Here is a 15,072-nt window from a genome sequence, read left to right on the forward strand (position 1 = left end):
TTCTCTTATTTATATTTTTGAAATTATATAAAGATTTTACTTAAAAAGACGTATTGGATTTATATGGTAAGATTTTTGAGTAACTTCAAAAATAAGCTCATCATCTACTCTTCCAATAGTATAGCCTTTTCTAATCTTTTTACCTTTTTTAATATCTGGCGAGATTTGTGAAAGATTTGCATAAATCGTATGTAACCCACCACTATGTTCCACAATGACTATATTATTTAAAACAGCTGTTTTATCGGCATATATCACTTTACCATTAAAGACAGTTTTTACTTTAGCCCCATTCCTTTTTGGTTTCAAAGATATGGAATTATTAAAGATTTTTATTCCGTAAATAGGATCAGTATATGTACCATATTCTTTAGTAATAGTATATGAATCAAGTGGTGCTATAGTCTTTTTACCCTTATATTTTTTCGTCTTAACTACTTGATAAGAGCTACCATGTTTTTTTACCTTTGGTAGGTCCTCTTGCAAAATTATCTTTTTATTCTCAAATGCTATTTTTCTTTCTTCCTCTATCTTTGCTTTTTTGATTTCATCTATTTTTACAATATTAAGCTTTGCAAGTGTCTTTTTTAATGTGTTTTGGCGCCCTAATACATTTTGAAGTTTTTGCTTATATTCTAGTTTTGAAAGTGTCAACTCTTCAATAGATTTTTTATTGAGTTCTTGTACATTTATTAACTTCTTTCTTTTTGAATCTATCGTTGCAATTTCTGTTTCTAAATAAGATGTATGTCTATGCAACAGTTCTATATCTTGTGCATTGGAAAAAAACTCTTTACTCAGATTTTCAGCTTCTTTTTTAGATGCTTTGAGCATTTCTTTAAGAACTTCATATTCTATAAGTGACTCTACATTTTCACTATTGTCCTGATCTAAAATGATTGAGAGTGAAACACTCTTTGCAATAACATAAGAGAGTTTCTGTTCTATTTTTTCTTGTTTTAATTTTAATTCTTTTTGTGATTTTTTCATAATAAGGAGTTGGTTTTTATTTGTTTTGTAAGAACTTTCCTTATTTAAAAGCTCTTTTTTTAGTTCTTTTAAAAAAATATTTTGTTTAACTACTTCTCTTTTTTTCTTCAAAATAGCCGTAGCTGTTTTTTCCATCTTTTTATTAATATTAGTGTAATTTTTACTATATGAACTTATTTTAGAACTTGTTTTGGCTATTTTTTTATCTGTTTCACCTTTTGCAAAGACAAAGCAGTGAAGAACAAGTACAAAAAGGATAAAACGTATCATACCTCTTCTTTATGACCTAAGACGATAAATGAAGCAAGTAGTGTTGATAAACTAAGTGACACAAGCAGCATCACTCCGAAATCAGTAACCTTATCATATATAAGAACATCTATCCCTATACTAGAGAACTCCTCATTAATCCACTCACTATAAGATATATAAGTAAAAAGAACAAAACCCATTACAGTAGCAATAAGAGCATCTACAACAGCAAGTCTAAAAAGTACTGCAGAACGCAACCATGTTGGTGCACCAAAAAGCCCCATAATACTCATGCGCTCATTGTGCTTAAACTGCCAGATTTTTAGTTCCTTTGATATAAGAAGAATAGTCACTAGCCCAACACTCAAAGCAAAAACAGTAATAACAGTTTTAAAAAGTAAAAGTAATTTATATGTTGTATCATGGCTTTTAGAAAATGTTTCAACCTTGATGATAGATTTATCACGAAGTAGCTTATGTGTAAGGTTATTTATCTCTAATGGAGAAGGGTAATGTTCAAGTTTAAGTTTATAGAACTTAGGGAGTGATAACTTTAGTAGCTTTATATTTTTTGAACTAATTCCTGAATTTAAGCGCTTGATAACTATATCTGGAGAGAGTTCATCTATATTTATTACAAGACTATTATTTTGTAAAAAATCTTTTTTATCCACTCGTTTTTGACTTACAATCACTAAAGAGTAATTTCCAACTAATTTTTCTTTGTAAGCATCTATAGCTCTATCAACGATAATAAATGTTTGAATAGAAAATAGAATACTTAAAAGGGCAACAATTAAAGAAAGATGATTTTTAAACGACTTCATTTATGCTCCCATACTCTATGTGGAAATGTTTGTAGGCCACATTCATAGTTTCTGGAATATGGTGTGTTACTACGATAACGGTAGATTTTAGTTGTTCGTTTGCACCTTCAAGTAGATTCCATATTAGTCCAGCAGAGTAATCATCAAGGTTTCCAGTTGGCTCATCGGCTAGGATTAAAACTGGATTATGTGAAAGTGCTCTAGCCATTGCAACACGTTGCTGCTCTCCACCACTTAGCTCTTGAGGATATTTTCCAGACTGATGTTTTAGACGAACATGCTTAAGAAGTGAATCAACTTGATTTTTAGTAACAGCACTATCATACCCACCTATAATAAGAGGAAGCATGATATTTTTTTCTATATTCCACTCTTTAACTAGCTTATAATCCTGAAATACTATACCCGTATGTCTTCTTAACAGATTTAGTTTTGACTTTGTGACACCGTTAAGTTCAACACCTGCAACTATTAAACTACCACTATCAGGTTTTAATGCTCCATAAAGAGACTTTAAAAGTGTGGATTTTCCACTACCACTTGCACCTGTAATAAAAACAAAAGTACCAGAGTTTACTGAAAAATTCACTTTATTTATAATGGTCTCATTTTTAGAATATGAGAGAGACAGATTATCTGCTACTATCACTTTATCCATTAATTACCTTATTTAGTTGCTGATGTGCCATAAGATTACTACGAGACTTCAAAGGAAGAGCTGGATAATAAGTAATGCTTTCATCTTTAACTATAAGATATAAGTGTTCTGGTCTATCAAAACTTCCTATAGACAGACGCAGCATTATACCGTCTTCCATTTCATAAGCTCTCTCGAAGTGAATAAATCCACCTTCAAATCGCTCTGTAGTTTTATGCAATTTCAAAAGTTTTTCTGATGATGAGTTATTCTTTGAAAATTCAAATGAACCTTCTATACTAAGAATTTCTGATTCTTCTTCATTTATCATTGTTACGTCATAAATGTTTTTTTCCATCTTACGCCATCGATCTTCATATTTAGAAACAATTGCAATATCCTTATTTTTATTTATGTTTAAAACTATTTTGTTAAATGCGATGAAAGTCTCGTATGAGTATGCATAGTAGTTTTCGCTATCTGTTCTGAGTTCAAGGCTACCGCCCGTCTTTAACACTCGACGAGATTCTTTAATGAATGATGTGCTGATAACTCTACGGTGTGGTTTTTTATCCCAAGGAACAGGAAAGTGAACATATACTTTACCCACAATATTTGATGGAATGAGTTCCATAAATAGTCTTGCATCATAGTCCAGTACAAGAAGGTTATCAAGCTTTTGAATTGCAACTTGCTTTAAAACTTGCTCTATTGATGGACGGTGAATTTCTAAGCCTATAAAAAGGATATCGGGATTAGCTGCTGCTTGATGTAATAGGTGACGTCCTGAACCAAACCCAACCTCAACCCGTACTTCTTTATCTGTTGGAAAATCATTTGCGAAGTATTCTATTTTTTTCAGAGCTCTCACTTCTTCTAAATGCTCATTTTTCTTTCCACTTAAAACATTAGAAGCAAGAACATTTAAAGATGCTTTGTCTGCATAAGCTGTAAGTGCACGATGAACATTATAGATTGAAGCTGGTCGAGTTAACTTATCTGTTTTAAGGAGGTTTTTATGCTCATCGTATTTCACTAAAAGAAAAAAATCTTCATTTTCAACAGTTACTGAAATAAGCTTCTCATCTTTGTTATTTGCATTCCTCGCACAAAAGTTAAATTGTACTTCATCATGAGAAGAAGGGTATGTTATTTCATTGAATTTTTCTATATGCAAATGAGGCATTAAAGTCCACTCAAATCTAAATCATCTGCAGCAATAGCACTCTCTTGTATCTCTTCTTTTGGGGCGGCCACTACAACTTTTCCTTTAACCTTTCTCTTTGTAACTTCCTGTATTTGCATAGACTCTGGAGTCACTATTTGCACTTCTACACTTTGCTTTGATTTTATATCAAATTTATCAACACCATAAACTACATAATAATATGTGCTACCTTCTTCTATAGTGCTATCAGTATAACTATTCTCTTTCATATTATAGTTTTCTATTTTTGTATCAAAAAAACCTTTGCTATGCTTTCTTTGAACTATAAATCTAACAGTTCTTTCATCAGTTTTTTTCCATTTCACTTCTATTGTTGAACCAACAAGTTCAGCACTCAACACTAAAGGTGCTTCTGGTTTGGAAAGTGTCATTCCCTGCACAGAGTTCTTGTCTGAAATACTTTCCAAGCCATCTTTATCAACAACAGCTACTCTATAAAAGTATACTTTCCCATCTTCACCTATCTTATCTATAAAGTTATTACTGTAAAGTCTCTCTATGAGATCATAATTTCCATTACTATTCTCAGATCTATAAAGATTATACATGTAAAAATCTTTTTGTGATGATGCGGACCATGTTACTTCTATTTTTCCTGGTAGTTGTTTTGTTGCTCTTATATTCTCCACACTCTTAGGAAGCGGTTTTGTTACAACTTTTACAAATTGGCTAGGGGTAGATATAATTTTATCAAACGTCACAACTTTAACACGGTACATATAAACATAGTTATCTTCTAAATCTTCATCTATATACTCTGCGTTTAAGCGGTTATTTACTGTAGCATGTTTTTTCCATTCTTTATCTTCAAGAGTTTTTCTCTCAACTACATAATAATTAACTTTTTCATTTGAGTGAGGTCTCCAAATAATCTTGGCAGTTCTAGGAAGTCCTGTGATGCTGTGAATCCAAGAAATAGACTCTAGTACAGGTAGAGTATTTACAACGGTAACCTTACTAGGACTAGACTCTGACTCTGAAGTAAATGTTTTAAACATATAACTATATTTTGTATCTGGTTGAACATGACTGTCTACATAATGAGTTTTAAATCGGTTTTCAATTGTACTCAGATATTTAAAATCATTCGCCACATCTTTTGATGGACTTTTTTTATAAATATACACTCCAGACACTCTTGGGTCTTCAATACTTTCATATTCAAACGCAATAGTGTTCATATCTACAATTACACCATTTTTAGTTAGCACTACAGTAGGTAAAGTACTATCAATAACAGCATTTTCTTTTGGAGTTGGAGTTATTCCATCACATCCACTAAGGATTAGTAACGAAACTATCCATAATATACTTTGTGTCCATAACTTCATTCAGGCTCTCCAGGTTAAATTTTTTATCTATACTTGTTTTCATAATTTCATCTAGTTCTGCTTTGAAAAACATCTTTTCCCCAGTCTTTGGATGATTGAAATAAATCATATAAGCATGTAGCAAAATTCGTTCCGACTTGTCCTGATGTGGGCTCACACCATATATGTGGTCGCCTAATATATGACGATTTATTGTTTCTAAGTGAACTCGAATTTGATGTGTTCTACCTGTAAATAGTTTACATGCAAGAAGTTGATTTTTACCATCTGTACTTAAAGCTAACTGTTTAAACATAGTCTTTGCATACTTAGAATGTTCTAATCCGCATGACATTTTTAAACGGTTTTTCGAACTTCTTCCGATATTTCCTTCAATCACAGTAATATCATCTTTTAAAGGTGGAGTGGCTACTGCAATGTAATACCTTCCCATACTTTTATCTTTGAGTTGTGCTGATAAAAACTCATGTGATTCATTGTTTTTTGCTACAACCATAGTTCCACTTGTACCTTTATCAAGGCGGTGGACTATACCATTACGTTCTTCTCCACTTATGGTTGAGAGTCTAATTCCCTTATATTTTAACCAATCAACAAGTGTCGCATCTTTAACACTTGGTGCGGGGTGTACTGTTACCCCACTTGGCTTGTTGACAACTAAAATATCATCATCTTCATAAAGAACTTCAACATCAAAATCAACTGCTTTAGCTTTCTCTATCTTTGCTTCTGGAAACTCTACTTTTATTTTTTGATTTACTTTTAGTTTTACACCAGGGCGTGAAACTTTCTTTTCATCAACAAAAACATTACCGGTTTTAATGAGGGTTGCTACTTGAGACCTTGTTTGAATGATTTTAGTGGATAGAAACGTATCTAAACGCTCAGCATTTTCACATATATATTCTTTTATTTCTAACATTTATTAACCTTTATGTTACAATCATACAATTTTATTTTGGAGTTACAAACTTGTGGAGACTTGATAAGGCTATTTTATCACAATTTGACTTTCTTTCTATCATTCTTATCATTCCTTTGGTAATAATTTCTCATTGGCTTATAGGAGAAGTAGTCCCGGCTCTTGCTCAAAAGCAGACAGCATATGTTGCAATCGCACTTTTAGTCTTTATTATTGTGTTTTTCATGCCTATTAGAAAAATGAGCTGGCTTATTCCAATGATTTACTGGGGGAACATTTTACTGCTTTTAGCTGTTGAATTTTTTGGACATGCAAGACTCGGTGCACAAAGATGGATAGAGATTCCATTTGTAAATGCAACAATTCAGCCTTCGGAATTTGTTAAACCTGCCCTTATTCTTATGCTTGCTTACCTTATACACAAAAATCCACCTCCCATACATGGGTATAGAATCAAAGAGTTTATAAAACTCAGTTTTTACATCTTGCTTCCATTTATACTTATAGTGAAAGAACCTGATTTGGGAACTGCACTAGTACTCCTCCTTATAGGATATGGTGTACTTTTTTTCATTGGAGTACATTGGAAGATAGTTGCTACCATTGCTATATTTGGTCTTATCTTAATTCCAGTCTCATATAAATATATTCTTCATGACTACCAAAAAGTTCGCATTGTTGACTTTTTGAGTGAAAAACCATCCTATCATGTTCAGCAATCTATCATTGCGATTGGTTCAGGTGGTTGGAACGGAAAAGACAAAGAGAATGCGACACAAACACAGATGCGATTTCTACCTATTGCAACAAGTGACTTTATCTTTGCATTTTTAGTAGAAAGAAGTGGTTTTCTAGGTGCGTTAGCACTTATCACACTTTATGCTATTCTCATACTTCATCTACTGAGTCTTAGTATATTTAACAAAGACTACTATATCAAAGTCGTAACTATTTCCATCTCATTTATGATTTTTATCTATATGGGGGTTAACATATCAATGACCATAGGCTATGCACCAGTTGTTGGAGTACCTTTACCCATGTTTAGTTATGGAGGCAGTAGTTTTTTGAACTTTATGATTCTCTTTGGAATCATGCAAAATCTCATTACATTTAGATATAAAGATATGTATGATAACCGAGGAACGAAAAGTTTTATGTAGCCCTATTAATCTTCTTCTTTTGTTGCAAGTAGTGAATCGACTGCTTGTGAAATAGCCTTAGCAGTTGAACCTCTAGGAAGAAGCTTCGTTATTGAAATTGCACTGCTCCCAGGTTTATTACCTATAAGGATAACCTTAGGATTAGACATGATATTTTTGGCATAAATACTTAAGAATTTTGCTACTCTCACTTTTTGAAGTTCGTCCTCAACAACTAGGATACTCACACTATTTTTTCTTGCCCACTTTATAGCTTTGATTTCATCAACGAAAGACTTTACATTATAAGAACCGCTCATATGATGTATCTCTGATTCATATTCCATTGCTTCTTGGGGGTTTGCTGTTACTACCATTGTATAATCTTTTTGAACCGATTGAAGATACTTATAAAGTTCAAATAACTTTCTAGTCTCTCCTGTTGCTTTTGATTCATCTTGTGTACTCAAATAATACTTCAAATATGTCTTTGTATTAAGTTCACCACTAACATTAGCTTGTTTAAAGTGAGCCTGAACAAGCTTAGAACTTTTTGCAGCACTCCACTGTTGTGAATCAAAGAAAAAGGCTTGTGCATTTAAAATATCTACTAAATCATCGCGATGTCTTTGTGCTTCAATATCAAAAACTTCATAAAAATCTTCTCTATACTCTGTTTCAAATTCTTCAAGTAAAACCATATCATTCTTGTATCTTTCATCAAGTTCAGCCATCATATGAACAACATCGACATAAGCACCATTAAGAGATTTAAGTTCTTTCTCTAGGGCCTTGAATTGCGGTGTTTTAATACTCTCTTGAAGCTCTTTTTTTCGTATACTTCGTACACCACCAAGTTTTTTTGCATTTACTTGTAGATGGTTAATTTTTTCAATAACATTCCCAGCACCCTGTTTAATCTTTTGATACTCTTCTTGTGCTGACAAAAACACTTCTTGGTATGCAAAGGGAGGATTCTTAGTTTTTATAACATAATCATCATACACTTTTGCCATTTCTTTTAAATCATTACTAAGCATCTTGATTTTTGGTGTGATGATACGGATATCAACATCAACAAGATTGTTATATGTTGTCCATAGGAAACGTCGTATAACAAGATAATCAAGTCTTCCTGTTACTTTTTTATAATTTTCACGAATTTCTATATTTTGTTTAATTACATCAAAATAGTTTGATACTGCTCGACCAATTGTTAGTGTGTTAGTAATACTAGAAGGCCGTTCTCTTTGAAGTTCAGCTTCTACTTCTGCTTCACTTCCCTCAATCTCTAGTTCAAAATGGGCTACACTCATTTCTTCAGTACTATCCACATAATTAAGATCTGGAGTGGATACAATTTCTAAATGTTTTTCTATTGCAAGGGGCTCATTTATTTGAAGTTCAGTTTTTTCTTCTACAACTTCATCTTCTTGAACAACATTCTCACGCATTTCTACTTCATATGTTGCTTTTGAAACAATATTTTCAACATTTCCATCTACTTCATCAAAAGCTACTTCTAATCCTGTCTCTGGCATAACATCAAAGTCATCCCAAAACTGTACACTAAAGTTATGTTTAGTTTTTTCTGCAGTTATAATAATTCCACTGCCCTCATTAGAGTTAAAGAAAAGGACTTTACCAGTTGTTTTTATCAAAGTACTTAGGCTCTAGGCTTCATATAAATTTTATAGTTTCCAAAACGCTCAGTAAAAGAAAAAGCATGTCTTTTACAAAAATTCTTATTCATTGCATCTATCATTCGTGTTGTTTCTGTCTCCGCTTCTTCTTTACTAGCGAAATCTTGTGACACTCTGTAGCCATTCTTAACAAAACAGCTACAGCCGTTTAATACATCTACTTTATACATATTTTAGTCCTTTCTTTTAGTTTAAAAATCAAAAATATCATCGAAGTCATCACTATCTTCAGCAACTTCTTCATTCATCTTTAGCATACTACCTATGGTCATACAGTTCACTGCAATTGTATCATTCATAAAGTCAGCACTTGGAGCACCGGTGTTAAAAGATTTTTCCATCCAAGTTATCAAATCTCTGCTAAGTGCTGTACACATTGGTCCTAATGCTTCAGAATTTTCAACAAACTCTGATATATGGTTTAATAAATCAACAGACAGAGTATTTAAAGCTTGAGCAATAGTAAACACCTCTGAGTATGTTGAGAGTATCGAACCTATTTTATTTACATATGTAAAGATTTCTGATACCTCTTCCTCTGTAACATCCCCATCACCAACAATAAGCATAAGAGAACTTAACTTATCAACAAAACCTTCAAGGTCATTGAGCTCTTCTTCACCTAAGTAATTATACACATGCAGTTTTTGTGATGTATATTGCTGAATCACTTCTTTTTCTACTACTACTGGAGTTGGCTTAACAATTTTATTAACTAAGGCAATATCTTCTGCAACTAAAACTTTTAAAAGTTTGAAAGACAACTTATCATTTCCAGTTTTATATGCACAAAAAACATTATTCTTTTTTAATATCAAAGATATCGTTGGCAAAGGTATCTTGCCAATATTATCTATTGTAAAGTACTGAAAGTCTTCAGAGTCCTCTACTATGACACTACTAGTATTCTGTAGCCTTAGTTGCACCTCTCCAATAGAAAATATTGCTCGAATCACATCATTTAGTCCATCATACTTTTCGTCAGCGTTTAAAAGAAAAAACTCCCAAAACTCGGAAAGTGTATCTTGTGAAAGTAACATAAATGTCGTGTATCTACTAAAGACATTCTGAGAAAATAAATTTATGCATTTAGAACTCTTTGTTATACTTTTCGTTCTTGCTTTAATTAGTGCAATATAGTTAGTAATTCTGCTATTAAATATATCTGCATTTATTGGTTTAGAAATATAATCCTCTGCCCCATTTACAAGAATAAGCTTTTGTTTTTGGGCATCTTCTAAAGCTGAAATAGCAATAATCATAACACTCTTATTCTCTTGACGTATAATCTTTGTTGCTTCAACGCCATCCATATTTGGCATCATAATATCCATCAACACTAAATCATATGCAACTTTTCGACACTGTCTCACAGCTTCTAGTCCATCAGCAGCTTCATCAATCTCAAAGTCAATACCATCTAAATCATCAATGAAATATTCAAGAAGTAAGCTCACAACAATTCTATTATTTTTATTATCATCAACTATAAGAACTTTCATACTTTTTTCCTTAACACACATATTTTATTGTATCCTACGAGACTTTAGACACCTATAATCTTTGCAGTAACTCTTCAACACATTTTTTATAGTCTTTCATACCTTTTGAGCGTTTAGCATCTAATATTATAGGGGAACCTGACTCAAACTGTTTAGCCAATTTTATGTCAACACCAATCGGAGACAAGAGTTTTTCTCCTCCAAAAGATGTTTTAACCTTAAGAAGAGACTCTTTGTGTTCATTTATATGAGGATTAAACATAACTGGTAGTATTGATATATCTGCTATCTCTCTATCTAGTTTCTTAGAAGTTTGGTACACAGCACGGAGCATCTGTCCAACGGCAACAACTCCTAGATGGTGTGGTACAAAAGGTATCATAACACTATCGGCAACTTCAAGAGAGTTTTTCAACAAAGCATCAAAAGTAGGTGGTGTATCTATCACACAATAATCAAAAAAATCAGCAATTTTCTCGCGTTTAAAACGATTTTTCAGTATTCCTCTTAAATCAGAGTACTCATATACATCAAATTGTGCTAGAGCAGGAGAAAGAGTTAAGTTTTCATGTACGGTAGGAATAAATGTTTCACTTAATGTGGAACCACTAAAAATAGAGTGTACTCCAAGTCTTTCGTCTGGTTCACAACCAACACCTATCGAAGCATGTCCTTGTGTATCTAAGTCAAGGAGAAGAACTGATCCATGCTTCGCAAGACCACTTGCAATGTTTACAGCTGTTGTTGTTTTAGCTGAACCACCTTTTCTGTTACTAATTACAATAGTTTTCACTAGTATTAAATCCTTTTAAAACTGTCTCATATAATTTCTTTTTTTCACCGAACTTATAAGAACAACTATAGTTTTTCCTATACGCCATAATGAGTTGTAAAATTGCCAAATGTATATCATCACAATCTTTAAATGAAAATTTAATTTCTTCTCCAGCTTTTTCTTGTAAAAAATCCCTAAATGGAACAACTTCATCTTCATATATAACAGATGTAAAGTTTGCTTTATTTTTTTCATATGTAATTGGCATATACTATCCTTTAACTTGGTTGTTTAACTGTTTTAATAACATTAATTAAAACACCATCTAAATCTAAGACACCAGAAAGTTCTAAAAAGTTGTTTACACTGTGTTCTTCAGAAGTATTTATAAACTGACTCTCCTCAACATGTGCTATATCTTCTATTGTATCTACTTTAACAGCAAAAATTTCACTATTTTTATCATATATAATAAGTTTTTGAAGGGAATTAGCGACTAAGTCTAATTCTAGCACAAAAGTATCTAATGCTCCCATTGTATTTCTATAGGCAGTCATTACATCCTTATTCAAAAAGTCTAATGCTTCAGTAGGATTTTTCGCATAAATATCTAGAGCAGTTGCACCTAATACATGGAGTTGTTTATGGTAGTCAAGTAATTCATTGAGAACAAGCACAACACTATCATCATAGGCAGTAAAAGAATCTATCCACTTACCAAGTTCACATGCATGGGGATTAAGTGTTTCTTTAAAGTCCATACCTGTTTCTAAACTATTTTTAAGTGCTCCAAGCCATTCTTTATGAGTATCTTTAAGTCTAACAAATAATGTTCTGAGCTCACTATCATAAGGGTCTAAAGTTATAAGTTTTCTAAAGTTTACAACTTTTATAACTTTATCTTCATATGACATCATACCATCTATATATTCATGTGCATTAGGAATCACCGTTAATACTGTTGACTGAATAATACGTTGTACGTTTTCTATATCCACAGCATATTTATTTGTTCCAACACTAAATACTATTAAGTCTATCATAATTTTACTTCCTTATGCTACTTGAATTTCTTCTTTTAATTTTTGAGATATCCCTAAAAGTCCTAGTGGATCTATAGCCATAATGATTTGTCCATTTCCAAGTAAAGCAGTTCCGCTAAATAGTGGATGTCCTTCCATTATACCTACAAGTGGTTTTTGAACAACATCTAATTGTCCTAGAAATTGATTTACAACTACTGCAAGAAGATTATCTTTTATATTTAAAACAACGATAGATAGTGGTTTATCTTGCATATCATCTTCATTAAGCATAGACTTAATGAAAAGAAGAGGAATTACATCTCCTCTAATATAAATAAATGGCTCATTGTGTAAGTACTCAATTTCAGAACGCTCTAGTTTTACTGTCTCAGATACACTATCCATCGGTATACCATAATGAATACTATTCATCTGGATGTGAAGTAAAGATGTAACTGCTAAAGACATCGGTATAGCTAAAGTAATAACCGTCCCTTGATTAGCTTTTGTCGTAATCCCTATCGTTCCACCAAAACCTTCTATAGATTTTTTAACAACATCCATTCCAACACCACGTCCACTAAACTCAGTAATAGCATCAGCAGTTGAGAGACCTGGGAGAAGGACAAGTTCTGCCATCTCTTTTTCATTTAATAGATCAATTTGATCAACAGTCATAAGACCTTTTTCTATAACTTTACTTGCTACTTTGTCAACATTGATGCCGGCACCATCATCTTTAATTTCAATTATAATTCTATCTGATTGAGAAAAAGCATTTAACGAAACAGAACCTTGAGGGTTCTTTCCTTTTTGTTCACGAACATCTGGTGTTTCAATACCATGGTCAAGTGAATTTCGTACAATGTGAATCATTGGATCAGCTAGCATCTCAATCATATTTTTATCAAGTTTAGTTTCCCCACCATTCATTTCTAGTTTTACATTTTTATCTAAAGTTTTTGCTATGTCTCGAACAAGTTTCGGGTATCTATCAAATACATAAGATATAGGAAGCATTCTCATTCCCATAATCAAGTCTTGCAGTTGCTCAGAAAGACGATTTATGAAAATATATTTATCCATAATCTCACGCTTTATCTGTTCATGTGTCATACCAACAACATTATCAGCTAAATATGGTAACGAGTTTTTTGCAACCAAAAGTTCTCCAACAACATTCATTAAGCTGTCAATAGATTCTTGATCAATTTTTACAGTTTTACCAACAACAGCTTTTTTCTCTTCTGTAACTACTGGTTTCATATTAGCTTTCTTAGAAACAACCTGTACACTTTCTACTTTTACTGTTTCTATAACCGGTTGAGCTATTTTTTGTTTTGGTGCAACCACAATTTTTTCCTTCGCTTCAAGTAAAACTTCTTTCTTAATTTCTGAAGTTTCTTTTAAAGTATCTCTATTTAAAAATTCCTCAACATCACTCTGGAAATTAAATACAGGCATAGTTGGAACAAACTTTCTTACTTTTTCTAGAATTACTATAATTCTTTTAAGGTCATCTTCTGTATTCGTATGCTGTAAGGCTTTTTTCTGCTGTGCATAGATATCTTCAATTGTACTTTGTATTTCTGGATTTATAACAACACTACTTGATTGAATAGATTCACTTTGAATTTGAACTTCTTCTTTTTTTATTTCTTTTTCCGTATATGCTTCACCCATATAAAGTGTCTCAAAGAAACCTTCAAGTTTAGAAGCTTCATTGGCATCTATTAAACCAACAATATCTAAGAATCTTTCTAGCTTCGCATACTGAATAGTATCAATACCTACAAGTTCCATAGAACTTTTCACTTCTTCTTTAATAGCAGATAAATCGAGAGCAGTAGTTAAGCCACTTAGCTCTTTTAAAGAGTCAATCTGTAAACCTGTATCTCCTCTATTTAAAGACATAAGAGAACTTACATCAAGAGGTAAAAATGTAAGTTCATCTATGAAGTTAAAAAGAGACTCTTCTATCTCTTCATAAGTTGCATATATAAATGCAACTAATGAAGATTTAAGTAATAGTCCTTCTTCATCTTCCGTGCCGCTAAGAACTGATTTAGCATTCTCACCACTCATACATGAAAATACACCTATTACTTTATCGCCTAAAAGACTCAAAGCATATATTGGATCATTTCCATAAACCATACAACTATCATCGACATCAAATACTACTGCATAAAGATGTTCTTTAGAACAAAAATCTTCATCAATCTCTGAATTTCTAAATGGTATTTCAACTGTATCCATGCCTCGTAAAGTAGCCAAAGGAAGATTAATTATATCATTTTTATCAGAGACTAAGTTAAAAGGCAGACTCCATATTGCTTCACCCTCAACATCTTTACCCATTTGGTTACTTAATTCTTCTACTATTTTAGTTACCCTACTTTCATCAGCATCAACAACATCACCTGTTTCTTCCGCTGCTTCTATTAAATTTACTACTTCATCAAAAGCATCATAGAGTGCTTCTACCATAGTATCTTTAAACTCTACTTTTCCAGCACGCAACATATCTAATAAATCTTCAGCATGGTGTGTGATTTTTTTTACAGATTCAAAACAAACAATACCACTACCACCCTTTAAGGTATGTGCAGCACGAAATACAGAATTAAGTAATTCCGGGTCATCTCCACCTATGTCACCTATATTTTGATCGATAAAAGCTAGATTTTCTCTAGCTTCACTTAAAAATTGTTCTAATAACGGATCCATAATATCTC

The 15,072-nt window shown here is 32.4% G+C and carries 14 protein-coding genes; 1 reads left to right on the plus strand and 13 read right to left on the minus strand.

Features of this window, described 5'->3' with window-relative positions:
* Positions 1 to 36: 36 nt before the first annotated feature.
* From HOG88_RS09090 to HOG88_RS09115, 6 genes are read right to left on the minus strand one after another with little or no spacing between them, the layout of a single operon-like run.
* Positions 37 to 1,260, minus strand: coding sequence for a peptidoglycan DD-metalloendopeptidase family protein (locus HOG88_RS09090; protein WP_295005407.1), 1,224 nt, complete (start codon positions 1,258 to 1,260; stop codon positions 37 to 39).
* Entirely contained in the window at positions 1,257 to 2,069 is an 813-nt protein-coding gene (locus tag HOG88_RS09095) for a cell division protein FtsX (protein WP_295005409.1), read from the minus strand. The genes HOG88_RS09090 and HOG88_RS09095 overlap by 4 nt, the downstream gene beginning before the upstream one ends.
* Positions 2,056 to 2,727: a cell division ATP-binding protein FtsE gene (locus tag HOG88_RS09100; RefSeq protein ID WP_295005411.1), complete on the minus strand. Its 672-nt coding sequence runs from the start codon at positions 2,725 to 2,727 to the stop codon at positions 2,056 to 2,058. The genes HOG88_RS09095 and HOG88_RS09100 overlap by 14 nt, the downstream gene beginning before the upstream one ends.
* On the minus strand, positions 2,720 to 3,892 hold the full coding sequence (gene trmB, locus HOG88_RS09105; protein ID WP_295005412.1) for a tRNA (guanosine(46)-N7)-methyltransferase TrmB: 1,173 nt from the start codon (positions 3,890 to 3,892) through the stop codon (positions 2,720 to 2,722). Before trmB ends, HOG88_RS09100 begins: the two co-directional genes overlap by 8 nt.
* A complete protein-coding gene (locus HOG88_RS09110) occupies positions 3,892 to 5,265 on the minus strand; it encodes a hypothetical protein (RefSeq protein ID WP_295005413.1) in 1,374 nt (457 codons plus the stop codon). The genes trmB and HOG88_RS09110 overlap by 1 nt, the downstream gene beginning before the upstream one ends.
* The gene (locus HOG88_RS09115; protein ID WP_295005414.1) at positions 5,213 to 6,187 is read right to left on the minus strand and encodes an RluA family pseudouridine synthase; all 975 of its coding nucleotides are present in this window, start codon (positions 6,185 to 6,187) and stop codon (positions 5,213 to 5,215) included. The genes HOG88_RS09110 and HOG88_RS09115 overlap by 53 nt, the downstream gene beginning before the upstream one ends.
* A gap of 50 nt (positions 6,188 to 6,237) precedes the next feature.
* Between HOG88_RS09115 and HOG88_RS09120 the strand changes: the two genes are divergently transcribed.
* Positions 6,238 to 7,350: an FtsW/RodA/SpoVE family cell cycle protein gene (locus HOG88_RS09120; protein ID WP_295005416.1), complete on the plus strand. Its 1,113-nt coding sequence runs from the start codon at positions 6,238 to 6,240 to the stop codon at positions 7,348 to 7,350.
* A gap of 5 nt (positions 7,351 to 7,355) precedes the next feature.
* Here HOG88_RS09120 and HOG88_RS09125 read toward each other — a convergent pair whose 3' ends face one another.
* From HOG88_RS09125 to HOG88_RS09155, 7 genes are read right to left on the minus strand one after another with little or no spacing between them, the layout of a single operon-like run.
* Positions 7,356 to 8,990 (minus strand): hypothetical protein, encoded by a 1,635-nt coding sequence (locus HOG88_RS09125; RefSeq protein ID WP_295005418.1) that lies wholly within the window; start codon positions 8,988 to 8,990, stop codon positions 7,356 to 7,358.
* Positions 8,991 to 8,995: 5 nt separating this feature from the next.
* The gene (locus HOG88_RS09130) at positions 8,996 to 9,202 is read right to left on the minus strand and encodes a hypothetical protein (RefSeq protein WP_295005420.1); all 207 of its coding nucleotides are present in this window, start codon (positions 9,200 to 9,202) and stop codon (positions 8,996 to 8,998) included.
* A gap of 21 nt (positions 9,203 to 9,223) precedes the next feature.
* Positions 9,224 to 10,534, minus strand: coding sequence for a response regulator (locus HOG88_RS09135; protein WP_295005422.1), 1,311 nt, complete (start codon positions 10,532 to 10,534; stop codon positions 9,224 to 9,226).
* A 52-nt stretch (positions 10,535 to 10,586) separates the two neighbouring features.
* Positions 10,587 to 11,327, minus strand: coding sequence for a ParA family protein (locus HOG88_RS09140; RefSeq protein ID WP_295005424.1), 741 nt, complete (start codon positions 11,325 to 11,327; stop codon positions 10,587 to 10,589).
* Positions 11,308 to 11,577: a hypothetical protein gene (locus HOG88_RS09145; RefSeq protein WP_295005426.1), complete on the minus strand. Its 270-nt coding sequence runs from the start codon at positions 11,575 to 11,577 to the stop codon at positions 11,308 to 11,310. Before HOG88_RS09145 ends, HOG88_RS09140 begins: the two co-directional genes overlap by 20 nt.
* Before the next feature lie 10 nt (positions 11,578 to 11,587).
* Entirely contained in the window at positions 11,588 to 12,352 is a 765-nt protein-coding gene (locus tag HOG88_RS09150) for a chemotaxis protein CheW (RefSeq protein ID WP_295005428.1), read from the minus strand.
* 12 nt (positions 12,353 to 12,364) lie between these two features.
* A complete protein-coding gene (locus HOG88_RS09155) occupies positions 12,365 to 15,064 on the minus strand; it encodes a chemotaxis protein CheA (RefSeq protein ID WP_295005429.1) in 2,700 nt (899 codons plus the stop codon).
* Positions 15,065 to 15,072 lie beyond the last annotated feature (8 nt).

The sequence above is a fragment of the Sulfurimonas sp. genome (assembly GCF_018698455.1).
In the GTDB taxonomy this organism is placed as follows: Bacteria; Campylobacterota; Campylobacteria; order Campylobacterales; family Sulfurimonadaceae; genus Sulfurimonas.

Excerpts from the sequence above, each read along its gene's own strand:
- HOG88_RS09090 (WP_295005407.1), bottom strand. The coding sequence starts at position 1,260 with ATGATACGTTTTATCCTTTTTGTACTTGTTCTTCACTGCTTTGTCTTT.
- HOG88_RS09095 (WP_295005409.1), bottom strand. The coding sequence starts at position 2,069 with ATGAAGTCGTTTAAAAATCATCTTTCTTTAATTGTTGCCCTTTTAAGT.
- HOG88_RS09100 (WP_295005411.1), bottom strand. The coding sequence starts at position 2,727 with ATGGATAAAGTGATAGTAGCAGATAATCTGTCTCTCTCATATTCTAAA.
- trmB (WP_295005412.1), bottom strand. The coding sequence starts at position 3,892 with ATGCCTCATTTGCATATAGAAAAATTCAATGAAATAACATACCCTTCT.
- HOG88_RS09110 (WP_295005413.1), bottom strand. The coding sequence starts at position 5,265 with ATGAAGTTATGGACACAAAGTATATTATGGATAGTTTCGTTACTAATC.
- HOG88_RS09115 (WP_295005414.1), bottom strand. The coding sequence starts at position 6,187 with ATGTTAGAAATAAAAGAATATATATGTGAAAATGCTGAGCGTTTAGAT.
- HOG88_RS09130 (WP_295005420.1), bottom strand. The coding sequence starts at position 9,202 with ATGTATAAAGTAGATGTATTAAACGGCTGTAGCTGTTTTGTTAAGAAT.
- HOG88_RS09135 (WP_295005422.1), bottom strand. The coding sequence starts at position 10,534 with ATGAAAGTTCTTATAGTTGATGATAATAAAAATAATAGAATTGTTGTG.
- HOG88_RS09145 (WP_295005426.1), bottom strand. The coding sequence starts at position 11,577 with ATGCCAATTACATATGAAAAAAATAAAGCAAACTTTACATCTGTTATA.
- HOG88_RS09150 (WP_295005428.1), bottom strand. The coding sequence starts at position 12,352 with ATGATAGACTTAATAGTATTTAGTGTTGGAACAAATAAATATGCTGTG.
- HOG88_RS09155 (WP_295005429.1), bottom strand. The coding sequence starts at position 15,064 with ATGGATCCGTTATTAGAACAATTTTTAAGTGAAGCTAGAGAAAATCTA.